The sequence below is a fragment of the Stenotrophomonas sp. TWI587 genome, assembly GCF_039674145.1.
Lineage (GTDB): Bacteria > Pseudomonadota > Gammaproteobacteria > Xanthomonadales > Xanthomonadaceae > Stenotrophomonas > Stenotrophomonas maltophilia_AY.
In genome coordinates this window covers 106,964-131,144 of record NZ_JBDJMW010000011.1, presented here as the reverse complement: position 1 = coordinate 131,144, position 24,181 = coordinate 106,964, and the positions used below count along the sequence as shown (strand labels likewise).

Genomic DNA, 24,181 nt, shown 5'->3' with positions numbered 1-24,181 from the left:
GGCTGCTTTTTTTTGTGCCGTCCTCCCCTCCCCCCCCGCCGCCGTCCCCCCCCCCCCCCCGCCCCCCCCCCCCCCCCCCCCCCCCCCCACCGGTCTGATCAGCGCGCGGCCGCCGCGGCCTTGCGCCGCTTGCGACGACGCCACAGCGCCACGACCACGGCACCGACCGCCCACACCACGACACCGACCGGCAGCAGAGCCGCGACCGCGCGGATCACGAACGCGATGCTGGTGGTGAAGATCGAGCCGAACTCGCTGAACGCCTTGCCGATCTCACTGCGGCTGCGCTGCCCCGCCGGACCTTCGAAGTGCATCGTCACCAGCTGGGTATCAATCCGGCGACGCTGCTGCGCGGCCTCCTTGTTGGCCTGCTCCAGCCCGGCCTCGATCTCCGCCATGCGCTGCGAGATCGCCAGCAGATCGGCGACCTTCATGTCGCTGCGCTGCTGATAGGCCTGCAGTTGGGCATGCTCTTTCTGCAGCCGCGTCTGGGTCAGCGCCGTGTCGGCCACCTGCTGGGCCAGATCTTCGGCGTGGGTATTGCGCGAGGCCACATCGCCGCCTTCACCGGCCAGCGCGATGATCGGTTCCACCCCCTTGGGCGCGATGCGCACGCGGATCAAGCCGGAGCGGGTTTCACCGCCTTCCTCGCCGACCTGCAGCACGGCACAATCCCCGAACCGGTTGCTCTGGCAGGCCTCGGACACGGCCTTGACCCGCTCGCTGATGCGCTTGGCATCGAGCTGGATGCGCAGGTCATGCTCATAGGCCAGGAACGCGCCCTCCGGTGAGGCGACCGCGCCAGCGGCGGCATCGGCGGCGTAGTCCTCCCCGTGGCCGCCACAGGCCACCAGGCCCAACAACAGGATCCCTGCCAGCCCGGCGCGGGCCCGTCCTTTCCACTCGGTCACAGTGCAGCTCCATCAAAAGCGGTGATCTTCACGCCGCCCAGGTCCACCCCGGGCAGGCATCGTACGTTGACCGCCACCATGCGCTGGCCGCTGCGCGGGTCGTCGCCCTCGCTGAACGGGGCGATGCCACAGTCGCGACAATAGTGGTGGTCCAGGTGGTGCTTGTTGAACTGGTAGGTCGCCAGCGCCGCCGGATCGGTGGTCAGGCTCAGCGCTGCGCGCGGGCCGAACCACAACAGGCCACCGCGGCGGCGGCACAACGAGCAGTTGCACTCCACCACCTCTTCGATCGGCGCGTCGGTCTCGACCATGAATGCGATGTTTCCGCAATGACAGCTGCCTTCGTACTGCATGACACCCCTCCTGCAGGAAAGGGGCCCATGGTAATCCAATGGCACGGGGACAAAGGGGGCCATCGGCCCTATGCTCGGGGATTGTCCCCAGTACAGGAACACCGATGCGCCAGCATCTGCTTGCCCTCGCCCTGATCGCCGCCCTTGGTGGCTGCCAGCAGGCCGACTCCCCGACGCCCACCACCGGCACCGAAGCGGCCACCCCGGCCGGTGACGCTGCGGTCGATACGGCCTTCGCCGACCTGTCCAAGCGTGCCTTGGACACCTGGATGCAGCTGTCCCCGATCAGCGCCACGCAGATCGGCGATCACCGCTACGACAGCGAGATCGACGACCTGAGCGCGGCCGGCCAGCAGAAGGTGCTGACCGCGTACAAGGCACTGCTGGCCGATCTGGACAAGATCGACGTGAGCAAGCTCTCGCGCGAGAACCAGGTGGACGCCGCGATCCTGCGCAACCAGCTGCAGTCCGAAGTGTGGACCGCCGAAGTGCTGCAGTCGCCCAAGTGGGACCCGCAGATGTACAACGGCATGGCCGGCAGCGCGCTGTACGGCCTGATGGCGCGTGAGTTCGCGCCGCTGCCCGACCGCCTGAAGTCGGCCACCGCGCGCATGGAGAAGCTGCCGCAGATCTTCGCCCAGGCCCGCGAGAACCTGGACCCGGCCCGCGTGCCGAAGATCCATGCTGAAACCGTGGCCAAGCAGAACCGCGGCATCCTGAGCATCGTCGATACCTTCATCACCCCGCACATCGGTGAGCTGCCGGCCGAAGACGGCAAGCGCCTGCAGGCTGCGATCGACGGCCTGAAGAAGGCTGTCGATGAGCAGCAGACCTGGCTGGACAAGACCCTGGTGCCGAACGCCAAGGGGGACTTCCGCATCGGTGCGGAGCTGTACGACCAGAAGCTGAAGTTCGCCTTGAACTCCTCGCTGTCGCGTGCCGAGATCGGCGAGCGCGCGCGTGCCGAACTCAAGCGTGTGCGCCAGGACATGTACGGCATCGCGCAGACCGTGCTGAAGGACAAGCCGGGCGCGCCGGCGCTGCCGGCCAACCCGAGCGATGAGCAGCAGCAGGCCGCGATCGAAGCCGCGCTGGAGCTGGCCTATGCCGACAAGCCGGCCCGCGACAAGGTCGTCGACGACGCCAAGGCCGCGCTGGAGCAGTCCACCGAATTCGTGCGCAAGCATGACCTGATGACCCTGCCCGATTCGCCGGTCGACATCATCCTGATGCCGGAATTCCAGCGTGGCGTGGCCGTGGCCTATTGCGACTCGCCGGGCCCGCTCGACAAGAACCTGAAGACCTTCTACGCGGTCTCGCCGATCCCGGACGACTGGACCGACAAGCAGGTCGATTCGTTCCTGCGCGAATACAACAGCCGCATGATCCACCTGCTGAGCATCCACGAAGGCACGCCGGGCCATTACCTGGAAGGCTGGCACTCGGGCAAGTTCCCATCCACGCTGCGCGCGGTGCTGCGTTCGGGCCTGTTCGCCGAAGGCTGGGCGGTCTACACCGAGCGGATGATGCAGGAACAGGGTTACCTGGACAACGATCCGCTGTTCCACCTGGTGCAGCTGAAGTTCTACCTGCGCACCATCTCCAACGCGATCCTGGATCAGGGCGTGCACGTGGACAACTGGACGCGTGAGCAGGCGATGCACCTGATGACCCACGATGCCTTCCAGCAGGAAAGCGAAGCCTCGGGCAAGTGGGTGCGTGCGCAGCTGACCTCCGCACAGCTGCCGACCTATTTCGTCGGTGCGCAGGAACACTTCGATACCCGCAAGGCCGTGCAGGACAAGCAGGGTGCGAAGTTCAACCTGAAGGCGTACCACGATCAGATGCTGTCCTACGGCGCCCCGCCGGTGCGCTTCGCGCGCCAGCTGATGCTGGACCAGCCGATCGAGTAAGCACTGCCTCGATCCTCGTCAGACAGGCAAACGGCCCGGGGTGACCCGGGCCGTTTCTTTTTTCCCCACCCCGCCGGCGTTACGCGTCGGCGGCCACGAAGCCACCGGTCTGCCGTGCCCACAAGCGCGCATACAACCCGCCCGCCGCGATCAGTTCGGCGTGCGTGCCGGTCTCCACGATGCGGCCCTGATCCATCACCACCAGCCGGTCCATGCGCGCGATGGTGGACAGGCGGTGCGCGATCGCGATCACCGTCTTGCCGGTCATCAACTCATCCAGGTTGTCCTGGATCGCCGCTTCCACTTCCGAGTCCAGTGCCGATGTTGCTTCGTCCAGCACCAGGATCGGGGCGTCCTTGAGCAGCACCCGCGCAATCGCGATGCGCTGGCGCTGGCCACCGGACAGCTTCACCCCGCGTTCGCCGACATGCGCGTCGTAACCGCGGCGCCCTTCCCCATCGACCAGCGTATCGATGAAAGCCGACGCGCGCGCCTTGGCGACCGCTGCGTGCAGCTGTTCTTCCGTCGCATCGGGGCGGCCGTACAGCAGGTTGTCGCGGATCGAGCGGTGCAGCAGCGAGGTGTCCTGGGTGACCACGCCGATCTGCCGGCGCAGGCTTTCCTGGGTGACCCCGGCGATGTCCTGCCCATCGATGCGGATGTGCCCGCTTTCCAGGTCGTACAAGCGCAGCAGCACATTGACCAGGGTCGACTTGCCGGCACCCGAGGGGCCCACCAGGCCGATCTTCTCACCGGGCTTTACCTGCAGGTCCAGCCCGGCGATCACGCCACCACTTTTGCCGTAATGGAAATGGATGTGGTCGAAATGCACACCGCCCTGGCTCACCACCAACGGCACGGCATCGGCGCGGTCCTGCACGGTCAGCGGCTGGGAGATGGTGGTGATGCCGTCCTGTACGGTGCCGATATCTTCGAAGATGCCGTTGATGGTCCACATGATCCAGCCGGACATGTTGTGGATGCGGATCACCAGACCGGTGGCCAGCGTGATCGCACCGACGGTGATGTGGCCGCCGTTCCAGAGCCACAGCGCCAGGCCGCAGGTGCCCACGATCAGGAAGCCGTTGACGATGGCGATGGTCACTTCCAGCCCGGTGGTGACCCGGGTCTGGCCGCGGTGCTTGGTGGCAAGTTCGTCGATCGCCTCGGCCACGTAAGCCTGCTCGCGCCCGCCATGGGCAAAGAGCTTCAGCGTGGGCACGTTGGTGTACCCATCCACGATGCGGCCCATCGCCTTGGAGCGCGCTTCGGAGGCGATCCACGCGCGCTCTTTGGCCCGCGGCACGAAGTACCACATGATCACCGCGTAGCCGGCCATCCACAGCCCCAGCGGAATCATCAGCCGCCAGTCGGCCTGCGCGAACAGATACAGCGCGGTACCCGTGTAGACAATGATGTACCAGAGCGAATCGACCATCTGCACGGCGGACTCACGCAGCGAGGTACCGGTCTGCATGACCCGGTTGGCCATGCTGCCGGCGAAATCGTTCTGGAAGAAGCTCAGGCTCTGCCGCACCACGTAGTTGTGCATCAACCAGCGCGAGCGGTTGCTCAGGCCGGGCACGATCGCCTGGTTGACCAGCAGGCTGTGCAGCGACACCAGCAGCGGCCGCGCGATCAGGGTGATGCCGGCCATCCACAGCAGCATGTTGGCATGCCGGGCGAAGAAACCACTGCCGGGCTGCTCGGCCACCATGTCCACGATGCGGCCAAGGAAATCGAACATCGCTACTTCCACCAACGCCAGCAGCAGGCCGGCGATCAACGTGGCCAGCAGCACCGGCCATACCGGGCGCAGATAGTGGATATAGAACGGCACCACCTTGCGCGGTGGCATACGCGCATCGATCGGCGGAAAAACCGGAATCAGCGATTCGAACCAGCGGAACATCGCAGTGCACCAAAAACAAAACAGGCCGCGATTATCCCACCGCGGCCTGTCCTTTTACTCTCACCTCCATCACACGCCGGCGACGGGGTTCAGCCCTTGGCCTCCGGTGCGATCGGGGTCAGCAGCAGGTCCTGGAAATCGAAGCTGAAATCGGTCAGCGAGGACGCCGCCTGCATGCGTACCTCGCGGACCTTGCCGTCCGGATCCAGACTGAAGTTCACGAAGGCATCGGCGTTGAGTGACCGGTCATCCCAGCGCACCAGGAAGGTGTCGTGCTGCCAATGCTCCAGCGTGCCGATCAATTGCGCGGTCCTGCCGAAGCGCAGGCGCAGCTTGCCGCCCTGCTGTTCAACGAACACATCGCCGTACCATGCGTCGCGGTAGCCCCCGGCGTAGCGCGCCAGCGGCAGCGATGGTCTGGACTTCGCATCGCGCGCGGCCTGGTGTTTCGCCCAGCCCTCGTCCGCCTTTTCCTGCGACTTGGCAACGGCGGCTGCATACGCGGCGACCCAGTCCGTGGCCGGCGCCTTCAGATAGGCGTCCAGCGCTTCCATGGTGATCGCGTTGAACGCCGCGCCCACTTCCTGGTTGGTCAACACCACGATGCCCAGCTTCTGCGCCGGCACCAGGGTCACGCGCGAGACCATGCCCGGCCAGCCGCCGGTGTGCCAGACGAGTTTCTCGCCGCGGTAGTCACTCAGGCTCCAGCCTTCGCCGTAGCCGGCAAAGTTCGGCCGGGCGGCAGCCAGCTGCGGCACGCTCGGCTCGGGCACAACCTGCGGGGTGATCATCTGCCACATCGCCTGCTGGGTCTTGGCGGTGAACAGCGGCTGGCCATTGTCCAGTTTTCCCTGGGCCAGCTGCACGTTCATCCAGCGCGCCATGTCGTGCACGCTGGAATAGATGCCGCCAGCGCCGGCATTGTTGGACCAGGTCAGCGGCGCGACCGTGCGCAGCTGGCTGAAATCGTACTTGGCGTGCCCGACCGCGGCGTTGTCGCCCGGCTGGAGATGATCGGCGTTGTAGCGGGTGCCGCGCATGCCCACCGGGGTGAAGATGTGCTGCTGCAGGAAGTCCGCATAGGTCTGCCCTGACACCTGTTCGATCACCTGCTGGGCGACCGCGTAGAGAATGTTGTCGTAGGCGTAGCGATCACGGAAGCCGGCCTTCAACGGCACCTTGCCCAGCCGCTGCACCACCTCTTTGTTGCTGTAGGAGGTGGTCGGCCAGAACAACAGGTCGCCCGCCCCCAGGCTCAGGCCGCTGCGGTGCGACAGCAGATCGCGGATGCGCATTTCGCCGGTCACATACGGATCGGACATGCGGAAACCGGGCAGATGATCGATCACGCGATCGTCCATCTTCAGCTTGCCCTGTTCGGCCAGCAGGTTCAGCGACGTGGCGGTGAAGGCTTTGGTATTGGAGGCGATCGCAAACAGCGTATCGGTCTGGACCGGATCCGGCTTGCCCAGCTCGCGCACCCCGTAGCCGCGCTCCATCACCACCTGGCCATCCTTGACCACCGCCACGGCGATGCCGGGAATGTCGAACGCGCTGCGGGCGCGTTCGATGGTGGCGTCCAGCCGCTGCAGTTCGGCCGGCACGGCCGCTGATGCCAAGGGTGCGCATGCCAGCAGCACGGCGCCTCCGATCCAGGATGTGTTCAAGCAGTGTCTCCGGTTGCGTGTGGCGGGTGCGTCGAGAGTGCCAACGCCCCGGTTTCGCACGATGGTAACGCGGGCCGGATCAGGCTCGCCTGTGCCAGAAGGAGGCCCGCCATGACCGCGCCCGCCGAGACTACCGCCACCATCATTCCCTGCCTGCGCTACCGCGATGCACACGCCGCCATTGCCTGGCTGCAGCGCGCGTTCGGCTTCGAGAAACATGCCGTGTACGCCGATGGCGATACCGTCCACCACGCCCAGCTTGTCTACGGCCACGGCATGATCATGCTCGGCTCGGTCGACAACGGCAGCGAATGGGGCCGTTACAGCGTCCAGCCGGACGAGGTCGGCGGTCGCCAGACCCAGAGCGCCTGCGTGATCGTCGCCGATCCGGATGCGCATCATGCGCGCGCCGTTGCCGCCGGCGCGCAGATCGTCATGGACATCGCCGACCAGCCCTATGGCGGCCGCGGCTATGCCTGCCGGGATCTGGAAGGCTATCTGTGGTGGTTCGGCAGCTACGACCCATGGGTCGACCACGCGGACGGCGCATGAGCGCTGCGGCCGGCTCCATCCGCACCGGGATCGGTGGTTGGGTATTCCCGGCGTGGCGGGGCGGTACGTTCTATCCGGCCGGACTGCCGCAACGCGAGGAACTGGCGTATGCCAGCCAACAGCTCGGCTGTATTGAAATCAACAGCACCTTCTACCGCGCGCAGAAGCCGGCCATCTATGCGCAGTGGCGCGACCAGACTCCCGAGGGCTTCCGCTTCTCGGCCAAGGCACCGCGCACGATCACCCAGACCCATGACCTGACCACGGTTGGGGAACGGGCTGAGCGTTTCATCGATGGCATCCGCGTCCTGGAGGACCGACTGGGCCCGTTGATCTGGCAGTTCGGCGAGGGCCATCCCGCCGGGGCGGCCGAGTTCGATCAGTTCCTGGGCATGCTGCCGCGCAAGATCGACGGTCGGCTTCTGCAGCATGCACTGGAGGTACGCAATCCCGCCGCGTGGACGCCGGCGCTGCTGACCACAGCCCGCGCCCATGGTGCCGCGCTGGTGTTCAGTGGCTCGGAGGAGTACCCCAGCTTCGCCGACCCCACCGCCGACTTCATCTATGCGCGATTGATGCACTCCCGCGCCAACCTGCGTGCCGGCTATCCGGCGCGGGCCTTGGAGCAGTGGTGCCTGCGCGCGATGCGCTGGGCCCGTGGCGAAGACAACCCGGACCTGCCTCACCTCGCTGCCGAGGCTCCCGCAGGTCCATCGCGCGAGGTCTATGTGGTGTTCATTGGTGCGGCCAAACAGCGCAATCCCGGCGCGGCGATGGCCCTGCGCGACCAACTGATGCAGCTCGGCGACGGGTAAGTCCTCAGCGGCGCCGGCGCCGGGCGGCTAGCGCGCTGTCCAGCCACCACAGCAGCGCACCGCCCACCACGAACACCACGGCTACGCCCAGCACGTTGCGCAGGACCAGCGCCGTGCCCAGCGCCTTCAGATCCAGGAACGGATACGGATACTGACCGCTGAGCCGACCGACCAGCAGTGCCCAGCCCAGGTAGACCGTCGGAAACGCCAGGGCGGCGAGCAGCCCGCGCCGGTGCAGGCCGCCATGCGGTCCGGCCAGCCAACCGACCAGGTACATCACCGGCACCGCGTAATGCAGGCCGGTATCGGCCCACCACTGCGCGCCCTGCGGGTCCCACAATGGGGCCAGCAGGGTCACGTAGATCAGCCCGGTAATGCCGATGAAAAACGCCACCGCGGCGCGCGCTACCGGGCCGGCCAGCCCGGTGCGGCGGCCGCACGCCAGCGCCAGGCAGACCGTGGCGACCCCGATGTTGCTGAGGATGGTGAAGTAGCCCAGGTAGCGCAGCGTCGCCTCCGCCGCCCCCAGGCCCGGCGTGCGCAGCAGCAGGGCGTACTGCAGCAGCAGCGACCCCAGCGCAACCGCGGCCGTAAGACCGGCCCAGCCGCGCAGCGCCGGGGAAAGGACCGCAGGAACAATATCGATGGGATGGCGTGTCATCGGCGCAGGATGCCACGGCGCTGTCGAGGATCGCGTGGAGGCATCCTGAGCGGCGCGGCTTGCCGCACAATAGGCAGATGCCGATGACCGATACCCGCAGAGCGCTGCTGCAAATCCATTTCTGTGTGCTGCTGTGGGGCGTCACTGCCATCCTCGGCAAGCTGATTACCCTGCCCGCTCTGCCGCTGGTGTGGTGGCGCATGCTGCTGGTGGTGGCGATGCTGGCGCTGGTCCCGCGCGTGTGGCGTGGATTGCGCCAATTGTCCCCGCGTCTGGTGGCCGGCTACTGCGGTGTGGGCGCGCTGGTCGCCCTGCATTGGCTCACCTTCTATGGTGCGGTGAAGCTCGCCAATGCCTCGGTGGCCGCGACCTGCATCGCGCTGGCGCCGGTGTTCACCGCCGTGATCGAACCGTGGGTGGCCAAGCGCCCGTTCCAGTTGCGCGAACTGGCCTTCGGCATCCTGGTCCTGCCGGGCGTGGCGCTGGTCGTGGGCGGCGTGCCCGATGGCATGCGCCTGGGCGTGCTGATCGGCGCGCTGTCGGCGCTGCTGGTGGCGATCTTCGGCTCACTCAACAAGCGCCTGGTCAGCCATGCCGACCCATTGACCGTGACCGCGCTGGAACTCGGCGCGGGCACGCTCACCCTGACCCTGCTGGCGCCGGTACTGCCCTTCCTGCTGCCAGCCCTGGCCAGCGACCTGTGGGTGATTCCGGACCTGCACGACGGCCTGCTGCTGTTGGCCCTGGCCGGGCTGTGCACGCTGCTGCCGTTCGCGCTGGCGCTGGTGGCGCTGCGCCACATCAGCGCCTACACCTCGCAGCTGGTGACCAACCTGGAGCCGGTCTACGCGATCCTGCTGGCGATGGTGCTGCTCAGCGAGCAGCGGGAGCTGACCCCGCTGTTTTACGCCGGTGTGGCGATCATCGTCGGCGCAGTGTTCCTGCACCCGCTGCTCAACCGCCGCAGGAAGGTCCAGCATCCGGAAATCCTGGCCACGTCCGAAGCGCGCAACATCGCCGATTGAGCGGGCCGACACGGTCCACGCCGCTCAGTCGGCGCGGATCACCCGGTTGCGGCCCTCGCCCTTGGCCCGGTACAGCGCCGCGTCGGCGCGGGCCAGGGTCTGCTCGATCGCATCGCCGTGGCGGTGCGCGGCCACTCCGATGCTGATCGTGAGTGGCAGCCCCAACGGCAGATCGGTCACCGCCATGCGCAGGAAATCGCACTGCAGCTCGGCCGTGGCCAGCGGCGTGTCGGGCATCAGCACCACGAACTCCTCGCCACCATAGCGCGCGGCCAGGCCGTGCCCGGCAAAATGCGCGCGCAGCAGCCGGGCCAGTTCGGCCAGCACATGGTCGCCGGTGGCATGCCCGTACAGATCATTGACGGTCTTGAAGTGATCGATGTCCAGCAACGCCACCGCGGTGGAGCGTGGTTGGCCATCGGCATCGCGCACCGCCGCCTCCAGCGCCGCACTCATCGCGCGGCGGTTGGGCAGGCCGGTCAGCGGATCGGTCCGGCTCTGTTCGGCCAGGTCCGCGTTCTGCTGCTCCAGCAGTTCGTTGTATTCGGCCAGCCGCTGCTCGTACCAGGCCCGGTCGGTCATGTGCTGCTGGATTTCATGCGCGTAGCGGCGCAGCTCCATCACCAGCGAGACCTGCCGGGACAGCGCGGTGAGCGCCAGCAGCTGGCTGCTGTCCAGATGCCCCGGCGCCGCATCGAAGACGCACAGCGTGCCCAGCGGCAGACCTTCGACACTGAGCAGCGGCGCGCCGGCGTAAAAGCGCACGTGCGGGTCGTCCACCACCACCGGGTTGTCTGAAAAACGCGGATCACTGCGGGCATCTTCGACCACCATGACCTGGTCCGGGGTCAGGATGGCGTGGGCACAGAAGGAGATGTCGCGATGGGTCTCGCAGGCGTCCAGGTGCTGGCGCGCCTTGAACCACTGGCGGTCCTGATCCACAAGCGTGACCGCGCCCATCCGGGTCCCGCACAGGGCGGTGGCGATCATGACCAGATCGTCGAACGAGCGTTCCTGTGGGGTATCGAGAATCTGATAGCGCTGCAGCGCCAACAGGCGCTGCGCTTCATTGTCCGGCTTGGAAGGCTTGATCATCGCGGCGGGCATCGACAGTACCCGCGCAGTCTATCCCGAGCGCGGCCTTACCAGTCCAGCTGCTTGGGCAGCAGGCCCTTGAGCTCGGCGTCGGTCAGGTTGCGCCACTGGCCGGGCTTGAGCGCCCCCAGCTTGATGTTGTCGATGCGCACCCGGCGCAGCTGGGTGACGCGGAAACCGAACGCGGCGGCCATCAGGCGGATCTGCCGGTTCAGGCCCTGCTGCAGAGTGATCCGGAAGCCGAACTTGGCCAGCTTGCTGGTCCGGCACGGCAGGGTCACTTCGTCGCGGATGCGCACGCCCCGCGCCATGCCGCGCAGGAACTCATCGGTGACCGCCTTGTTCACCGCCACCATGTACTCCTTCTGGTGGCCATTCTCGGCGCGCAGGATCTGGTTGACGATGTTGCCATTGCTGGTCAGCAGGATCAGCCCTTCGGAATCCTTGTCCAGGCGGCCGATCGGGAAGATCCGCTGTTCGTGGCCGACGAACTCCACGATGTTGCCCTTGACCGAGCTTTCGGTGGTGCAGGTGATCCCCACCGGCTTGTTCAGCGCGATATAGACGTGTTTGCGGCCGCCGGCCTTCTTCGCCTCGCGGGCGCGCAGCGGCTGGCCATCGACCAGTACCACGTCCTGCTCGCCAACCACCGCACCGGTACCGGCGGGGTGCCCATTGACGGTGACGCGGCGCTCGCCGATCAGGCGGTCGGCTTCGCGCCGGGAACAGAAGCCGGTATCGGCGATGTGCTTGTTGAGTCGGATTGTCATGCGCCCATTATCGGGCAAAAGCCGCGTCCCGCTGCGGATTTCGCACGCGCCGTTTCAGGCCGGCAACGGATCGCCCGCCGTGGTGGTGCGTTCCCCGTCATGGATCTGGTTGCGCCCGTTGCGCTTGGCGCAGTACATGGCGTGGTCGGCCCGGCGCAACAGGCCGGCCAGGTCATCCGTGCCGGGCTTGAGCACGGCCAGGCCGATGCTGGCCGACACCCGCAGCCCGTGAATGCCAAGGCCCTTGGCGACGGTGGCGACCTGTTGGCGGACGGTCTCCAGCCGGGCAACCGCGGCGGCGTGGCCAGCCCCAGGCAGCAGCACCAGGAACTCCTCCCCGCCCATCCGGATCACGTTGTCCTGGTTGCGTACGGCCCCGCGCAGGGCGCGGGCCACGGCCACCAGCACCTGATCGCCCAGCTCATGCCCGAACTCGTCGTTGATGTCCTTGAACAGATCGATGTCCAGAAAGCCGATCGCCAACGGCATCGGCTCACGGCGCGCCTGCTCCAGGTACTCCGCGAGCAGGCGCAGCCCTGCGCGACGATTGGGCAGGCCGGTCAGCACGTCGGTGTCGGCCAACTGGCGCATTTCATCGCGCTGACGGCGCAGGCGGCCCAGGCGCAGATTGAGGGCGTAGGCGGCCATCATCAGGAACCAGGTGGTGGACAGCTGCAACGCCTCGATCCGGTACGCCACCAGCCATTGTGCGTTGAACGCGTCGGCCACGATCATGATCCACCATGGTGCCAGCGCCAGCAGACCCCGAAGCGCATATGCATCGCGCCGTGACAGGCCCCACACACCCGCGCCGAGGCACAGCACGCAGCCGGCCATGAAGACCCACTCCAGCAGCTCGGACACCACGGCCAGACCGTCCGGCCCCGACAAAGGCACGGTCAGCCCCATGACCACCAGTCCCCACAGCACCGCATGCTGGGCGGGGCGCGAGCGCGGCCAGCGACGGTCACCGCCGTTGAGCCGCCACAGGATGGGCAACAGCAGCGCTTCACTGAACGCGCTCAGCGCGACCAGCCACCACGAGGCGTGCTCGTGCACGGGCAGCCACGGCTCGGGATAGCCGCTCAAGCCCCCCAGTACCGCCTGCCACAGCACGAACACCACGCACGCACCGACATACACCAGGAACGAGCGGTCGCGCGTGGTGACCCAGCCCATCAATGCCGACAGTGCCAGCGCGATCGCCACCGCGATGCACGCGGCGCGCATCAGCAGCCGTGCCGTGTCGTTCTGCTGCACCGGGCTCGGTGCCCCCAGCTGGATGGTCGGCACCCAGCGCGGTTTGAGCGGTCGGGTCCAGGAGACCACGATCGGCTCCTGGTTGCCGGCCTCGGGTACCACCACCAGCCCGACCCCGGCGCGGAAACGGGAATCGCGCGTGCGGGCATCGTGCATGCTGCCGCAGATTTCGCGGTCGCCATGGCTGATGCGGACCTCGCCGGTGAGCACGCCAAACACATCCACGGCCTGCGGCTTCCCCGACCAGCCCTGCTGCGGCGACGGAATCGACAGGACCTCCTGATGGCGGGCCAGGACATCCGGCGCACAGGCACGCTGGGGCGTCACTTCATCGGTGGCCCCACCCAACAGCAGAAAATCCTGTCCCACCGTGGGCGATGCCGCCTTCGTACTCCATGGCAGCAGCCACAGCAGCAACATCAGCACCACCACCCCGCTTGAAAACCCGCCCCCGTTGCTCACACCTGTGCCCCGCCCTTGGTCGTCAGTGGACACCCCGCCCGCCGCCGTCGGTCACGATTATCGCATCATGGCGTGCCACGCCATGCATCCGGGGATATACCGGCACGGGCGGCCCGAAGCGCTGGCTGGGTCATGCGTTCCAACGGGATCGGCCGCTCGATCGCGTACCCCTGCAGGCCTTCCACGCCCATCTGCGCCAGTTGATCGGCCACCGCCGCCGATTCCACCCACTCGGCCACCACCATCATGTGCAGCTCCCGGCCCACCTCGGTGATCGCGCGCACTGCTGCGCGGTTCACCGGATCCAGGTTCATGTCCCGGACGAACACGCCATCGATCTTGAGCATGTCCGCGGGCAGCTGGCGCAGGTAGCCGAACGAGGACAATCCCGACCCGAAATCGTCCAGCGCCATCCGGCAGCCACGCGCCTTCACCGCATCGATGAAAGTGCGTGCCTGCTCGATGTTGCTGACCGCAGCCGTCTCGGTGATCTCAAAGCACAGCTTGCGGGCCAGGCCGCGGTTGCGCTCCAGCAGATCGGTGACGAAGGCCAGGAAACTGGGCTCTGCGATGGACTGCGCGGACACATTGACGTTGCACAGCCCAAGCTGCTGCACATGCGCCGGGCAGACCTGCAGATGGCGGAACAACAGCGACAGCACGTGCCGGTCCAATGACATGCCCATGCCATAGCGCTCGACTGCGCCCATGAACTCGGCGGGCCCCTGCAGTACGCCTTCCGGGCTGCGCATGCGCACCAGCACCTCGTAATGCAGGAAGTCCGGATCGCCGACCCGCTCGATGCGCTGGGCATACAGCAGCATGCGGTTCTCGGCGATCGCACTGGAAACATTCGCCAACCGCTCCGCCTCACGCCGGCGCTCGTCCAGCGCCATGCGGCTCTCGTTGTAGCAATGCACGCGATTGCGTCCAGCTTCCTTGGCGGCATAGCAGGCGCTGTCGGCCGCACTCATCAGCCAGTTCACATCCGGTGCGTCCGGCGTCACCTCGACCACGCCGATGCTGCAGCTCACCTTGGGCGCCCCCTCGCCGTGCTGGAAGGCGACCTGGCCGAGGGTGCGGACCACCCGCTGCAGCACCTGCTTGGCCTCGTCCTGGCTGGCATTGGCCAGGAACAAGGCGAACTCGTCCCCACCCAGGCGCCCGACCCAGTCGCCATCGCGCACCGCGCCCACCAGATAGTCGGCAAAGCTGCGCAGCAACTGGTCACCCGCCGCGTGGCCGAGACCATCATTGACCAGCTTGAAGTAATCCAGGTCGATGTAGCACAGCGAGTGCGTGCCTCCCTCTGCCCGCACCGTCACCAGCGCCTGTTCCAGCAGCCGCTCGATTTCACGGCGGTTGATCAGGCCGGTGAGCGGATCGTGGCTGGCGTGATGTTCCACCTCGCGCGCCAGCGCGTGGTTCTGCGACACATCCTCGACCAGCGCGAACACCGCCGGCGCCCGTGCCCGCGTGCGCACCACGGTACCGCTCCAGCGCCCCCACATCAGGCTGCCGTCGGCACGCAGGAAGCGCAGCTCACCGGGGCGCAGCTGTCGCGGCCAGTCGATCCGGCCGTGCTCGTCCAGCACCAGTTCGCCGTCCACCAGGATATCGGCCAGCGACAGACTGAGCAGCGCCTCACGGCGATGGTCGAGGATATCGGCCATCGCCTGGTTGGCCTCGACGATCCGGCCCTCCTCGTCCAGTTTGAGCATGCCTACCGTGGCCTGGTAGAACGCCGCGCGGAACCGTCCTTCCTTTTCCGTGAGGTCGTTGCGCACGCGCCGCGCCAGCAGCACGGCGATCAGGGTGATCGCCAGCACCGACAAGCCGCCGACGATGAACGTCGTCATCCGGACCATCGCCGCGGTATGCAGCAACGCACCCGAGAACGCGCGGGCTTGGTTCTGCATGTCGACATCCAGTGCCTGCACCCGGCGCTGCAGTGCCTGCTGGACATCGGGCGTCAGGCTGCCGGCGAGATGCCCGGCCTGCACACGATCGGCGATGTCCACCAACGCCAGCAGATCGTCATCGGTATCGCGCCACAGGCGGACCGCATCGCGAAAATACGGCTGATCACGCAGATAACGATAGGACAGGATCAGCCGGTTGATATCGCCGCGTGCGTTGCCGCCCTCGATGAAGCCTTGGCGCGCCGCGGCGATGTCAGGGTCGGCCTGCTCAAGGGCGCGTCGCGCGGAAAGATCACCCAAGGGCACCCGCAGCGCCTGCCGTGTGGCGGCCAGATCGTCGGACTCGCCGGAGGTGATGTAACGCGAGAGCGCGTGCGTGGCCTGTTGTTGGCCGCGTGACCAGTGGCTCTGGCCCATGATCCAGGCCGTGGACGCGGCCTGCAGTTCCTGGATCAGCGCGGAAATGCCGACCAGGCTGATTGCCATGCCGGTCAACAACACGAACCGCAGGGTCAGGCCCCGCGTGGAATACGGAACTGCGGTGACGCCTACATCCCTGCGACTTCCAACCATCGCCGATCCCCCCTGGGGCTGCGTATGTGGAAACTCATTCCATGTGGACCCGGTCCAATCCACAGGCTAGAACGCGCCATGTTGAGACGGCGCGAAGCCGCCCCCGGGGGCAGGATGCCCTGCCAGAAACGACAACGCCAGCCCGAAGGCTGGCGTTGAGGCAATCACCCGGGGGCGATCAGAAGTTGCGCGGGCCGCGCGGCTTGAAGCCGTCACGACGCGGCGGACGGTCGTTACCGCCCGGGCCGCTGCGCGGGCCGCCGGGACCGCCCGGGCCACGCGGCTTGCCCTGACCGAACTTCGGCTTGAACGGCGGACGCGCGGACGGGGTCAGGTCTTCACCCGGCTCGACCTTGCGCATCTGAAGCTGCTGTCCGGAGACCCAGACCTTCTTCAGGTGGGTCAGCAGGTCCTGCGGCATTTCAGCCGGCAGATCCAGTACAGAGAAGTCATCATGGATGTCGATGCGGCCGATGAAACGGCTTTCCAGGCCGGCTTCGTTGGCGATCGCGCCGACGATGTTGCCCGGCTTCACGCCGTGGACATGGCCCACTTCGATGCGGAAGGTTTCCATGCCCGGCTCGGCGGCACCGCGCGGGGCGATGTCACGGCGCGGAGCGCGCTCGAAGCCGCCATCGCTGTTGCCGAAGTCACCTTCCGGGCGCGGCGGACGCGGGCCACGGTCGTCTTCACGGCGCGGACCACGCTCGAAGCGCGGCTCGAAACGGGCCGGGCGCTCGCCGCGGTCGTTGCTGCGCTCGTTGCGCTGATGCGGGGCCCGCTCTTCACGGGCACCACGGACCGGCGGGGTCAGCAGGAACGGCGAATCGCCCTGCAGCAGCTTGGCCAGCGCGGCGGCGATCTCGATCGCCGGCACGTTCTTCTCGCCTTCCAGCTTCTGCAGCATGTCGCGGTAGAACTCGGTGCCACCGGCATCGAGGGCGTCGCTGATGCGGCTCATGAACTTGGTGATGCGGGTGTCGTTGACCGCGTCCACGCTCGGCAGCTGCATTTCTTCGATCGGCTGGCGGGTGGCGCGCTCGATCGCCCGCAGCATGCCCTTCTCGCGCGGGGTGGCGAACAGGATCGCGTCACCGGTGCGGCCGGCACGGCCGGTACGGCCGATGCGGTGCACGTAGCTTTCGGTGTCGTACGGGATGTCGTAGTTCAGCACGTGGCTGATGCGCTCCACGTCCAGACCACGGGCAGCCACGTCGGTGGCAACGAGGATGTCCAGCTTGCCTTCCTTCAGCATGCCGATGGTGCGCTCGCGCTGGGCCTGCTGCATGTCACCGTTGATGGCGGCCGCGGCCAGGCCGCGTGCCTGCAGCTTCTCGGCCAGCTCTTCAGTGGCGGCCTTGGTGCGCGAGAAGATGATCATCGCGTCGAACGGTTCCACTTCCAGGATGCGGGTCAGCGCGTCCAGCTTGTGCATGCCGCTCACCCACCAGTAACGCTGGCGGATGTTGGCCGAGGTCGTCGTCTTGCTGACGATGGTGACTTCAGCCGGGTTCTTCAGGTAGGTCTGCGCGATGCGGCGGATCTGCGACGGCATGGTGGCCGAGAACAGGGCGACCTGGCGGGTCTCCGGCAGCTTCTTCAGCACGGCTTCGACGTCGTCGATGAAGCCCATGCGCAGCATTTCATCGGCTTCGTCCAGCACCAGCGTCTTCAGCTCGGACAGGTCCAGGGTGCCGCGCTCGAGGTGATCGATCACACGGCCCGGGGTACCGACGATGACGTGCACGCCACGGCGCAGGGCCTGCAGCTGCTGGCCATACGGTTGACCGCCGTACACCGGCAGCACGCGGAAGCCGGGGATGCCGGAGGAATAGGTCTGGAACGCCTCGGCGACCTGGATGGCCAGTTCGCGGGTCGGTGCCAGCACCAGCACCTGCGGCTTGGTCTGGTTGAAATCGAGGTTGGACAGCACCGGCAGCGCGAAGGCGGCGGTCTTGCCGGTACCGGTCTGGGCCTGGCCCAGCACGTCACGGCCTTCCAGCATCGCCGGAATGGTGGCGGCCTGGATCGGCGAGGGGGTTTCGTAACCGACGGTGGCGACGGCCTGCATCACAGCGTCGGACAGGCCGAGATCTGCGAACAGCAGCGGCGTGGTGGAATCTTGGGACATGGGAAACTCCGAAACACCGCCGTTTTACGCGGCAGTGAGATAAAAAAGGGGGATGGTCCGCGCTTTGGGCGCCCTTTCTTATCGCGTGCCCTGGCGCTGCTCGGTCGGAGGAGAATTCACTCACTCAGGGGGCGATGATACCGCATCGTTCCTGAACAACGCATACAGATTCCGGGATGGATCCCGTTGCGACGCCTGCTGGCGCACAATACGCGCCCTTTTCCGGCCCGGCCCAACCGCTGCGCCCCTTCCCAGGATACCCGCTCCATGCAGACCCTCGAATTTGAACTGGACCGCGACTACGTCGAGCTCAAGCAGCTGCTCAAGCTGGCCGACCTGGTCACCAGCGGGGGCGAAGCCAAAACCGTGATCGGCGACGGCCAGGTCCTGGTCGACGGCGAGGTCGAGCTGCGCAAAGCCTGCAAGATCCGCGCAGGCCAGCAGGTGCAGTTCGCCGATACGGTCATCCACGTGATCGCCGACAGCGACGCGCCCTGACCGCTCCGGCGGTGCTCAGCGCAGTGTATCGCGCTGGGTCAGATGGGCCGTGATCAACTGGCGGAACGGGGCCACCCCGTGCGCCAACCGCAGGCCGGCCCGGCGCAGCAACCGCGCCGGCAGGCGGTCATCGGTGTACAGCGAGGCGATCGCATTGGTGGCTTCGTAGAGCGGGCGCGAGGCGAGCCGATGGCCGCGCTGGTAAGTGGCCAAGTCGGCCGGTGCAGCGATATCCCGCCCCTGCCCCGCCGCCTGGCGCAGAATCCCGGCCAGTCGATGCTGGCTCTGCAGCCCCAGATTGAAGCCATGTGCGGTGACGGGATGCATGCCGACAGCGGCATCGCCGATCAACGCGCAGCGATCGCCAGCGAACGCGTCGGCATACACCCCCACCAGGGGGTACGCCACCGGGGTGGCTACCGGCCGCATGGCGCCCAGCCGATGCTCGAAGAAGGTGCTGATGCTGCGGCCGAAGTCCGTGTCGTCCTGGGCCATCAAGGCCGCGATCTGCCGCGGCGGCAGGGTGATCACCGCCGAAGCCTGGTCGCCATTGAGCGGTAACAGGGCCATGGTACGGCCGTAGCCGAACCACTCCCAGGCGGTGTGCTGGTGCGGCACTTCGATCTGCATCCGGCAGACCAGCATGGATTTGCCGAAGTCGCGCAGCTGCGCGCCGATCCCGAGCAGGCGGCGGGTGGAGGAGAAGCGGCTGTCAGCCGCGACCACCAGCCGCGCCGCCAGCTGGCGGCCGTCGGCCAGGGTAACGGTGCTGTGGGTGGCACCGGGGGCCACGGCGGTCACGCTGGCCTGGTCCAGGATCTCCAGCCCGGCCTGGCTTTGCACGCTCTGCCAGGCAGCGCGTCGGATCAGATGGTTGGGCACCAGCCAGCCCAGGTCGTCACCGGTGCGCTGGTGCGCGGCGAAGGTCAGGGCGAACGGCGAGCCGCCGTCCATCACCTTGGCATCGCGCAGCGGGGAAATCTCGGCCGGGTCCAGCTGCGCCCACAGGCCCAGCGATTCAAGGATCTGGCGCGAGGCATGGGTCAGCGCGATCTCACGGCCGTCGAACGCGGCCTCAGCCAACGCCGCACGCGGCTGCTGTTCGATCAGGGTGACGCTCAGGCCCGTATCGGCCAGCGCGCGTGCGAAACACAGCCCGGTCGGGCCGGCGCCTACCACCACCACATCCACTGACTGCATGATTCGATCCTGCCGTTGCGTGTCCGCTGCAGCTTAGCGCCGCAGCGCCGGCACCGTCCTTGATCTGGATCAGGCGTGCCAGCGGCGGTTCACAGCAGCGCCCACAGCAGCATGACGATTCCGAGCAGGGAGACCAGCCAGACCAGGCTGCGCACGTAAGGCACGCCCGCGGCATACAGCGGCAGATAGATCAGGCGCGCCCAGAAATACAGCTGCACCGCCACAGCGGTCATCCCGTCCTGGCGCTGGGTCAGCACCACCGCCAGCACCGCCGCGGCGAAGAACGGGAAGGTTTCCATGAAGTTGCTCTGCGCACGCTGCAGGCGCCCGGCCAACGGGCTCGGCGGCGGCATCGGCTGATCGCGCGCCGACGCATTCCAGCCCACCCCGCGTTCACGGGTGATCAGGGTGGACGGGGCGAACACATGCACGATGCCCAGCAGCATCGACCACACCAGCATCTGGATTTCGATACTCATCTGCGCAGTCTCCGGCAATCAGGGGGTGGCGGCACGCACGCTGTAACCGGCCAGCCGCCAGATACGGTCTTCATCGAACCGGAAGGAGACCAGTTCACGCACCGGCTGGGCACTGTTGGCAAAGCGCGTGGGGAAGCTGACGTTGATGTACAGGCCTTCCGGCACAGTCGCGCCGGCGGCGTACTTGACCCGGGTCACCACCGGCTGGCCACGCGAGGCCAAGGCCCCCAGGCGCTGGCGATCGGCCGTGAGCTGGCTGACGAAGGCCTGCTCGGTCACCGATTTCTTCGCCACGGCGGAGGCGCCTTTCCAGGCCTCGCCCGCGCGGTTGGCATCGATCAGATGGGCGACCTGCAGTGCGGCCGCGCTCATCTCCGCATCCTGCTTCTGTACCTGCGCCTGCTGCGCCGGGCTCAGTGCCGGGCGTGCCGCAGGGGCGGTGGCGGGCACGGCAGCAGGCGCGGGGCGCGCCGGGGCCGGGGCAGGCGTGGCAGGCGGCGGAGGCGTCTGGGCCAGCGCGGCGAAAGGCAGCAGAGCGGACAACAGCAGCAGCGGAACACGCATCAGGGACACCGTTGGCTGGAAGGAACTGCGTTCCAGTCTACGGGAAGCACGTGAGTCCTCCGTCAGTTGCGCTCGGCCGCCTCGGCCGGTGCCGGGCGCGCATCGCCCAGCGTCTGCTCCACGGCGTCCGGCTGACCCGGCGCTGTCGTATCCGGCAGCAGCGTGGAGACATCGATCTCCGACAGCGGGCTCTCGTCCGGGCAGGTTTCATCCGGGAAACCGAAGCGTTGCTTCAGCGCCTGGCCACAGCTGTTGACGGCCTCCAGTTCACTGCCTTCGCGCTTGCACTCCTGATCGAATGCGACCAGGAAAGCATCCTTACGGCGCACGAACGCATCGCCACATTTACGCATCTGCTTGATCCGCTCCAGATCGTCCTGCACCGCGTTGGTGCCATCCAGCCCGAACTGGCGCAGTTCCTCGGCCGTGAGCAGGCGCAGGCTGCGGTTGGGCACCGTCATCATCAGATCCGCCACGCCCACGGCCACGCCGTTGCGCTGCAGGTAATCCTTGACGTTGTCGTAGACCTCGTGGAGCTCGCGGTTGAGCTCGGCGCGCGAGGTCGCCTTGGAGCTGATCCGCATCATGCGGTGGATGCCGACCTTGCCCGACACCAACCGGTTGTCGCCGGCAGCGAGCACGAACACGCAGGCGCTATGGCAGACCGAGCCTTCGCGTACCCAGATCGTCCAGTTGGATTCGCCGATGCGGTCACCGGCCACGATGGCGGCTTCGACCTGGCCACCACTGGAATCCAGATCCAGAATGCGGCGGGAGATGCGCTGCGCATCGGCGACCACGGCCAGCCGCGCAACCAGTTCGGAGAAACCCGGATTGATCTTGCCGACATAGCGCACGCGCAGCAGGCCACGTTCGGCGCAGGGCTGCAGTGCGGCATCGATACTGGCCCTGTCCAATGCCTCCAGCGGCGCACCATCGCCCGCGTCGCCGGCATAGTCGGTATCGCAGCTGATCCACGCCTTGCCGTTTTCCAGGGCTGCTTCGGGCCAGTTCATATCACCGCGCTTGGGCGCGGGCGGCGGCGGTGGCGGCGCATCGGCGGCGTTGATCGAGACCATGTGGTCGCCATCGGCGGTCTGTGCCCGCACGGCCTTGTCGGCGGCAGTGACATTGCCCGGGTTTTCCAGCTGGCTGCAACCGGCCAGACCCAGGCACAACAACGGCAACCACCACGACTTGAGCAACATGGACAACCCGGAATCCTTGCGAGGGGGAATACGCGGCAAAAGCAGCGCAGATGCACAGTCTAGTGCGCGACCGGCGCGGCGCGGCAACCTGTCCTGAACCGGGCGACCCAGGCTTGGCATTGGCGTCCGAAAATGGCGAGCCAGGCCCGCTTGCCGGGCATAGACTGGCCCCCATGGAGACCGCCCTGCCCCTGGACCACGCCGCCTGCGAAAGCGCCCGCCTTGCCCGCGATGCGCGTTTTGACGGGGTGTTCTTCACCGCCGTGCGCAGCACCGGCATCTACTGCCGGCCGGTCTGCCCGGCGCCGGCACCGAAACCCTCCAACGTGACCTACTACCCCACCGCAGCCGCCGCCGCGGCCGCGGGTTTTCGTCCCTGTCTGCGCTGCCGCCCCGAGTTGGCCCCCGAGGCGCAGGACGCACTCAACAATGAAACGCTGCAGCGCGCGCTCGCCCTGATCCACGATGGCTATCTACAGGACCAGCCGGTGGCTGATCTGGCCACGCATGTCGGCTTGAGCGCCCGCCAACTGCAGCGCCTGTTCGTGGCCCGGCTCGGTGCGGCACCGGCGCAGATCCACGCTACCCGCCGGCTGCTGCTGGCCAAGCAATTGCTGACCGAAACCGCCTTGCCCGTCACCGATGTCGCCATGGCCTCCGGCTACAACAGCCTGCGCCGTTTCAATGCGGCCTTTCTGGCGGGCTGCGGCATGCCCCCGACCGCGATCCGCCGCCAGCGCGGCACGCTGACCGAGGGCACGCTGACCCTGCGCCTGGGCTACCGGCCGCCGCTGGATTTCACCGTGATGCTCGGCTTCCTGCGCCGCCGTGCGATTCCCGGCATCGAACAGATCGACGCGGACAGCTACCAGCGCGTGATCGGACCGACCGAGCGCCCCTCGCTGCTACGGGTGACCGCCGATCCACGGCGCCCGGAGCTGCTGCTGCAACTGGGCCAGGTCGATCCGCGTGCGATTCCCGGCATCGTGCGCCGCGTGCGGCGCATCTTCGATCTCGATGCGGACCTGCGCATGGTGCACGCGACGCTGGCCCAGGAGCCGCTGCTCGCCGAAGGCATCGCACAACGCCCGGGACTGCGCGTGCCCGGCGGCTGGGATGGGTTTGAAGTGGCCGTGCGCGCGGTGCTGGGCCAACAGGTCAGCGTGGCAGCCGCCGCCACACTTGCGCGCCGCGTGGTGGATCGCTTCGGTGCGACCCTGGAGGGGATGCCCGACGGCCTGGATCGCCAGTTCCCCTCGCCGGAGGTGCTGGCGCAGGCACCACTGGAAACCATCGGGCTGCCGCGCACCCGTGCCGCCACCGTGCGTGCCGTCGCGCAGGCCGTGGTGGACGGCCGGCTCGATTTCCGCGCCGGGCAGTCGCTGACGGGTTTCGTCGAACGCTGCGTGGCACTGCCCGGCATCGGCCCGTGGACCGCGCATTACATGGCGCTGCGCGCCTTGGCGCTGCCCGATGCCTTTCCAGCCGGCGACCTGGTCCTGCAACAGGTCCTGGGCGGTGACACCCGCTTGAGCGAACGCGCCACCGAGGCCCGCTCGCAACCGTGGCGCCCTTGGCGGGCGTACGCCGTTCTCCACCTGTGGCATCTGGCCACACCGTCTTCGGGAGTTACCGCATGAGCCTGCTCTACGACACCTTCGACAGCCCGATCGGCGCGCTCACCGTGGCCGGTGACAGCCAGGGCGTCCACCACATCCTGTTCGAGACCAACCGGTACGACGCGAAAGGCCGCGAGCACTGGCAGCGCGATGCGCATGCATTGCGCGGGGCACGCGGCCAACTGCTGGAGTACCTGCGCGGGGAACGCGTGCACTTCGATCTTCCGCTCGCACCACACGGCACGCCGTTCCAGCTGCGCGTGTGGAAGGCCTTGGCCGACATTCCGTTCGGCCAGACGTGGAGCTATGTCGCGCTGGCGCGGCATATCGACCATCCGACGGCCAGCCGCGCGGTCGGTGCCGCCAATGGCCGCAATCCGTTGCCGATCGTGCTGCCCTGCCACCGCGTGATCGGCAGCAGTGGTGCGCTCACCGGCTTCGGCGGCGGACTGGAGACCAAGGCCGCCCTGCTGCAGCTGGAAGCACGGCGAGATTCGCTGTTCGCGTAGCCGGTCATGCGCAGGACCCGGGCGGTGTCGAGCAGCACGTGCCATTGGTTGTCTTCGACGCGTCACCGCCACGCACTATCAT

Annotated in this window: 21 protein-coding genes; 7 read left to right on the top strand and 14 right to left on the bottom strand. The window is 67.4% G+C overall.

Features of this window, described 5'->3' with window-relative positions; genetic code table 11:
• Positions 1–98: 98 nt before the first annotated feature.
• On the bottom strand, positions 99–911 hold the full coding sequence (locus ABE464_RS16860; RefSeq protein WP_346472866.1) for a DUF4349 domain-containing protein: 813 nt from the start codon (positions 909–911) through the stop codon (positions 99–101).
• Entirely contained in the window at positions 908–1,264 is a 357-nt protein-coding gene (locus tag ABE464_RS16855) for a GFA family protein (protein ID WP_346472865.1), read from the bottom strand. Before ABE464_RS16855 ends, ABE464_RS16860 begins: the two co-directional genes overlap by 4 nt.
• 104 nt (positions 1,265–1,368) lie before the next feature.
• On the opposite strand from ABE464_RS16855, the gene ABE464_RS16850 reads away from it, so the two are divergent.
• Positions 1,369–3,177: a DUF885 domain-containing protein gene (locus ABE464_RS16850; protein ID WP_346472864.1), complete on the top strand. Its 1,809-nt coding sequence runs from the start codon at positions 1,369–1,371 to the stop codon at positions 3,175–3,177.
• A gap of 79 nt (positions 3,178–3,256) precedes the next feature.
• Here ABE464_RS16850 and smrA read toward each other — a convergent pair whose 3' ends face one another.
• Complete coding sequence (gene smrA / locus ABE464_RS16845; protein ID WP_346472863.1) at positions 3,257–5,089, bottom strand: multidrug efflux ABC transporter SmrA; 1,833 nt, start codon at positions 5,087–5,089, stop codon at positions 3,257–3,259.
• 89 nt (positions 5,090–5,178) lie between these two features.
• On the bottom strand, positions 5,179–6,756 hold the full coding sequence (locus tag ABE464_RS16840; protein ID WP_346472862.1) for a serine hydrolase: 1,578 nt from the start codon (positions 6,754–6,756) through the stop codon (positions 5,179–5,181).
• A 111-nt stretch (positions 6,757–6,867) separates the two neighbouring features.
• On the opposite strand from ABE464_RS16840, the gene ABE464_RS16835 reads away from it, so the two are divergent.
• A complete protein-coding gene (locus ABE464_RS16835; protein WP_346472861.1) occupies positions 6,868–7,308 on the top strand; it encodes a VOC family protein in 441 nt (146 codons plus the stop codon).
• Positions 7,305–8,123, top strand: coding sequence for a DUF72 domain-containing protein (locus ABE464_RS16830; protein WP_346472860.1), 819 nt, complete (start codon positions 7,305–7,307; stop codon positions 8,121–8,123). Before ABE464_RS16835 ends, ABE464_RS16830 begins: the two co-directional genes overlap by 4 nt.
• Positions 8,124–8,127: 4 nt before the next feature.
• Here the strand turns inward: ABE464_RS16830 and ABE464_RS16825 are convergent, their stop codons facing one another.
• Positions 8,128–8,784: a Pr6Pr family membrane protein gene (locus ABE464_RS16825; RefSeq protein ID WP_346472859.1), complete on the bottom strand. Its 657-nt coding sequence runs from the start codon at positions 8,782–8,784 to the stop codon at positions 8,128–8,130.
• Between the two features lie 77 nt (positions 8,785–8,861).
• Between ABE464_RS16825 and ABE464_RS16820 the strand changes: the two genes are divergently transcribed.
• Positions 8,862–9,809, top strand: a complete 948-nt coding sequence (locus tag ABE464_RS16820) for a DMT family transporter (RefSeq protein WP_346472858.1) — start codon at positions 8,862–8,864, stop codon at positions 9,807–9,809.
• A gap of 24 nt (positions 9,810–9,833) precedes the next feature.
• Here the strand turns inward: ABE464_RS16820 and ABE464_RS16815 are convergent, their stop codons facing one another.
• From ABE464_RS16815 to ABE464_RS16795, 5 genes are all read right to left on the bottom strand, one after another.
• Complete coding sequence (locus tag ABE464_RS16815; RefSeq protein ID WP_346472857.1) at positions 9,834–10,904, bottom strand: sensor domain-containing diguanylate cyclase; 1,071 nt, start codon at positions 10,902–10,904, stop codon at positions 9,834–9,836.
• Positions 10,905–10,951: 47 nt separating this feature from the next.
• Positions 10,952–11,674, bottom strand: a complete 723-nt coding sequence (locus tag ABE464_RS16810) for a pseudouridine synthase (protein ID WP_123728735.1) — start codon at positions 11,672–11,674, stop codon at positions 10,952–10,954.
• 54 nt (positions 11,675–11,728) lie between these two features.
• The gene (locus ABE464_RS16805) at positions 11,729–13,354 is read right to left on the bottom strand and encodes a diguanylate cyclase (RefSeq protein ID WP_346472856.1); all 1,626 of its coding nucleotides are present in this window, start codon (positions 13,352–13,354) and stop codon (positions 11,729–11,731) included.
• Positions 13,355–13,461: 107 nt separating this feature from the next.
• Entirely contained in the window at positions 13,462–15,891 is a 2,430-nt protein-coding gene (locus ABE464_RS16800; RefSeq protein ID WP_346472855.1) for an EAL domain-containing protein, read from the bottom strand.
• Positions 15,892–16,069: 178 nt separating this feature from the next.
• Positions 16,070–18,022 (bottom strand): DEAD/DEAH box helicase, encoded by a 1,953-nt coding sequence (locus tag ABE464_RS16795; protein WP_346472854.1) that lies wholly within the window; start codon positions 18,020–18,022, stop codon positions 16,070–16,072.
• 267 nt (positions 18,023–18,289) lie between these two features.
• Between ABE464_RS16795 and ABE464_RS16790 the strand changes: the two genes are divergently transcribed.
• Positions 18,290–18,520, top strand: coding sequence for an RNA-binding S4 domain-containing protein (locus ABE464_RS16790; protein ID WP_019184435.1), 231 nt, complete (start codon positions 18,290–18,292; stop codon positions 18,518–18,520).
• 15 nt (positions 18,521–18,535) lie between these two features.
• On the opposite strand, the gene ubiM is transcribed toward ABE464_RS16790, so the two are convergent.
• From ubiM to ABE464_RS16770, 4 genes are all read right to left on the bottom strand, one after another.
• Complete coding sequence (ubiM, locus tag ABE464_RS16785) at positions 18,536–19,720, bottom strand: 5-demethoxyubiquinol-8 5-hydroxylase UbiM (RefSeq protein WP_346472853.1); 1,185 nt, start codon at positions 19,718–19,720, stop codon at positions 18,536–18,538.
• Between the two features lie 89 nt (positions 19,721–19,809).
• Entirely contained in the window at positions 19,810–20,199 is a 390-nt protein-coding gene (locus ABE464_RS16780; RefSeq protein WP_346472852.1) for an MAPEG family protein, read from the bottom strand.
• 18 nt (positions 20,200–20,217) lie between these two features.
• On the bottom strand, positions 20,218–20,763 hold the full coding sequence (locus ABE464_RS16775; RefSeq protein ID WP_346472851.1) for a DUF4019 domain-containing protein: 546 nt from the start codon (positions 20,761–20,763) through the stop codon (positions 20,218–20,220).
• A gap of 62 nt (positions 20,764–20,825) precedes the next feature.
• Positions 20,826–21,968, bottom strand: coding sequence for a hypothetical protein (locus tag ABE464_RS16770; protein ID WP_346472870.1), 1,143 nt, complete (start codon positions 21,966–21,968; stop codon positions 20,826–20,828).
• Between the two features lie 176 nt (positions 21,969–22,144).
• Here ABE464_RS16770 and ABE464_RS16765 point away from each other — a divergent pair, with 176 nt between their 5' ends.
• Entirely contained in the window at positions 22,145–23,611 is a 1,467-nt protein-coding gene (locus tag ABE464_RS16765) for an AlkA N-terminal domain-containing protein (RefSeq protein WP_346472850.1), read from the top strand.
• Positions 23,608–24,099 carry a methylated-DNA--[protein]-cysteine S-methyltransferase gene (locus ABE464_RS16760; protein ID WP_346472849.1) on the top strand — a complete coding sequence of 164 codons (492 nt, stop codon included), beginning with the start codon at positions 23,608–23,610 and terminating at the stop codon, positions 24,097–24,099. The genes ABE464_RS16765 and ABE464_RS16760 overlap by 4 nt, the downstream gene beginning before the upstream one ends.
• Positions 24,100–24,181 lie beyond the last annotated feature (82 nt).

Bases quoted from the DNA above. Each gene is read 5' to 3' on its own strand.
- ABE464_RS16855 (WP_346472865.1), bottom strand. From the start codon at position 1,264: ATGCAGTACGAAGGCAGCTGTCATTGCGGAAACATCGCATTCATGGTC.
- ABE464_RS16850 (WP_346472864.1), top strand. From the start codon at position 1,369: ATGCGCCAGCATCTGCTTGCCCTCGCCCTGATCGCCGCCCTTGGTGGC.
- smrA (WP_346472863.1), bottom strand. From the start codon at position 5,089: ATGTTCCGCTGGTTCGAATCGCTGATTCCGGTTTTTCCGCCGATCGAT.
- ABE464_RS16835 (WP_346472861.1), top strand. From the start codon at position 6,868: ATGACCGCGCCCGCCGAGACTACCGCCACCATCATTCCCTGCCTGCGC.
- ABE464_RS16830 (WP_346472860.1), top strand. From the start codon at position 7,305: ATGAGCGCTGCGGCCGGCTCCATCCGCACCGGGATCGGTGGTTGGGTA.
- ABE464_RS16825 (WP_346472859.1), bottom strand. From the start codon at position 8,784: ATGACACGCCATCCCATCGATATTGTTCCTGCGGTCCTTTCCCCGGCG.
- ABE464_RS16820 (WP_346472858.1), top strand. From the start codon at position 8,862: ATGCCGATGACCGATACCCGCAGAGCGCTGCTGCAAATCCATTTCTGT.
- ABE464_RS16815 (WP_346472857.1), bottom strand. From the start codon at position 10,904: ATGATCAAGCCTTCCAAGCCGGACAATGAAGCGCAGCGCCTGTTGGCG.
- ABE464_RS16810 (WP_123728735.1), bottom strand. From the start codon at position 11,674: ATGACAATCCGACTCAACAAGCACATCGCCGATACCGGCTTCTGTTCC.
- ABE464_RS16805 (WP_346472856.1), bottom strand. From the start codon at position 13,354: ATGTTGCTGCTGTGGCTGCTGCCATGGAGTACGAAGGCGGCATCGCCC.
- ABE464_RS16800 (WP_346472855.1), bottom strand. From the start codon at position 15,891: ATGGTTGGAAGTCGCAGGGATGTAGGCGTCACCGCAGTTCCGTATTCC.
- ABE464_RS16795 (WP_346472854.1), bottom strand. From the start codon at position 18,022: ATGTCCCAAGATTCCACCACGCCGCTGCTGTTCGCAGATCTCGGCCTG.
- ABE464_RS16790 (WP_019184435.1), top strand. From the start codon at position 18,290: ATGCAGACCCTCGAATTTGAACTGGACCGCGACTACGTCGAGCTCAAG.
- ubiM (WP_346472853.1), bottom strand. From the start codon at position 19,720: ATGCAGTCAGTGGATGTGGTGGTGGTAGGCGCCGGCCCGACCGGGCTG.
- ABE464_RS16780 (WP_346472852.1), bottom strand. From the start codon at position 20,199: ATGAGTATCGAAATCCAGATGCTGGTGTGGTCGATGCTGCTGGGCATC.
- ABE464_RS16775 (WP_346472851.1), bottom strand. From the start codon at position 20,763: ATGCGTGTTCCGCTGCTGCTGTTGTCCGCTCTGCTGCCTTTCGCCGCG.
- ABE464_RS16765 (WP_346472850.1), top strand. From the start codon at position 22,145: ATGGAGACCGCCCTGCCCCTGGACCACGCCGCCTGCGAAAGCGCCCGC.
- ABE464_RS16760 (WP_346472849.1), top strand. From the start codon at position 23,608: ATGAGCCTGCTCTACGACACCTTCGACAGCCCGATCGGCGCGCTCACC.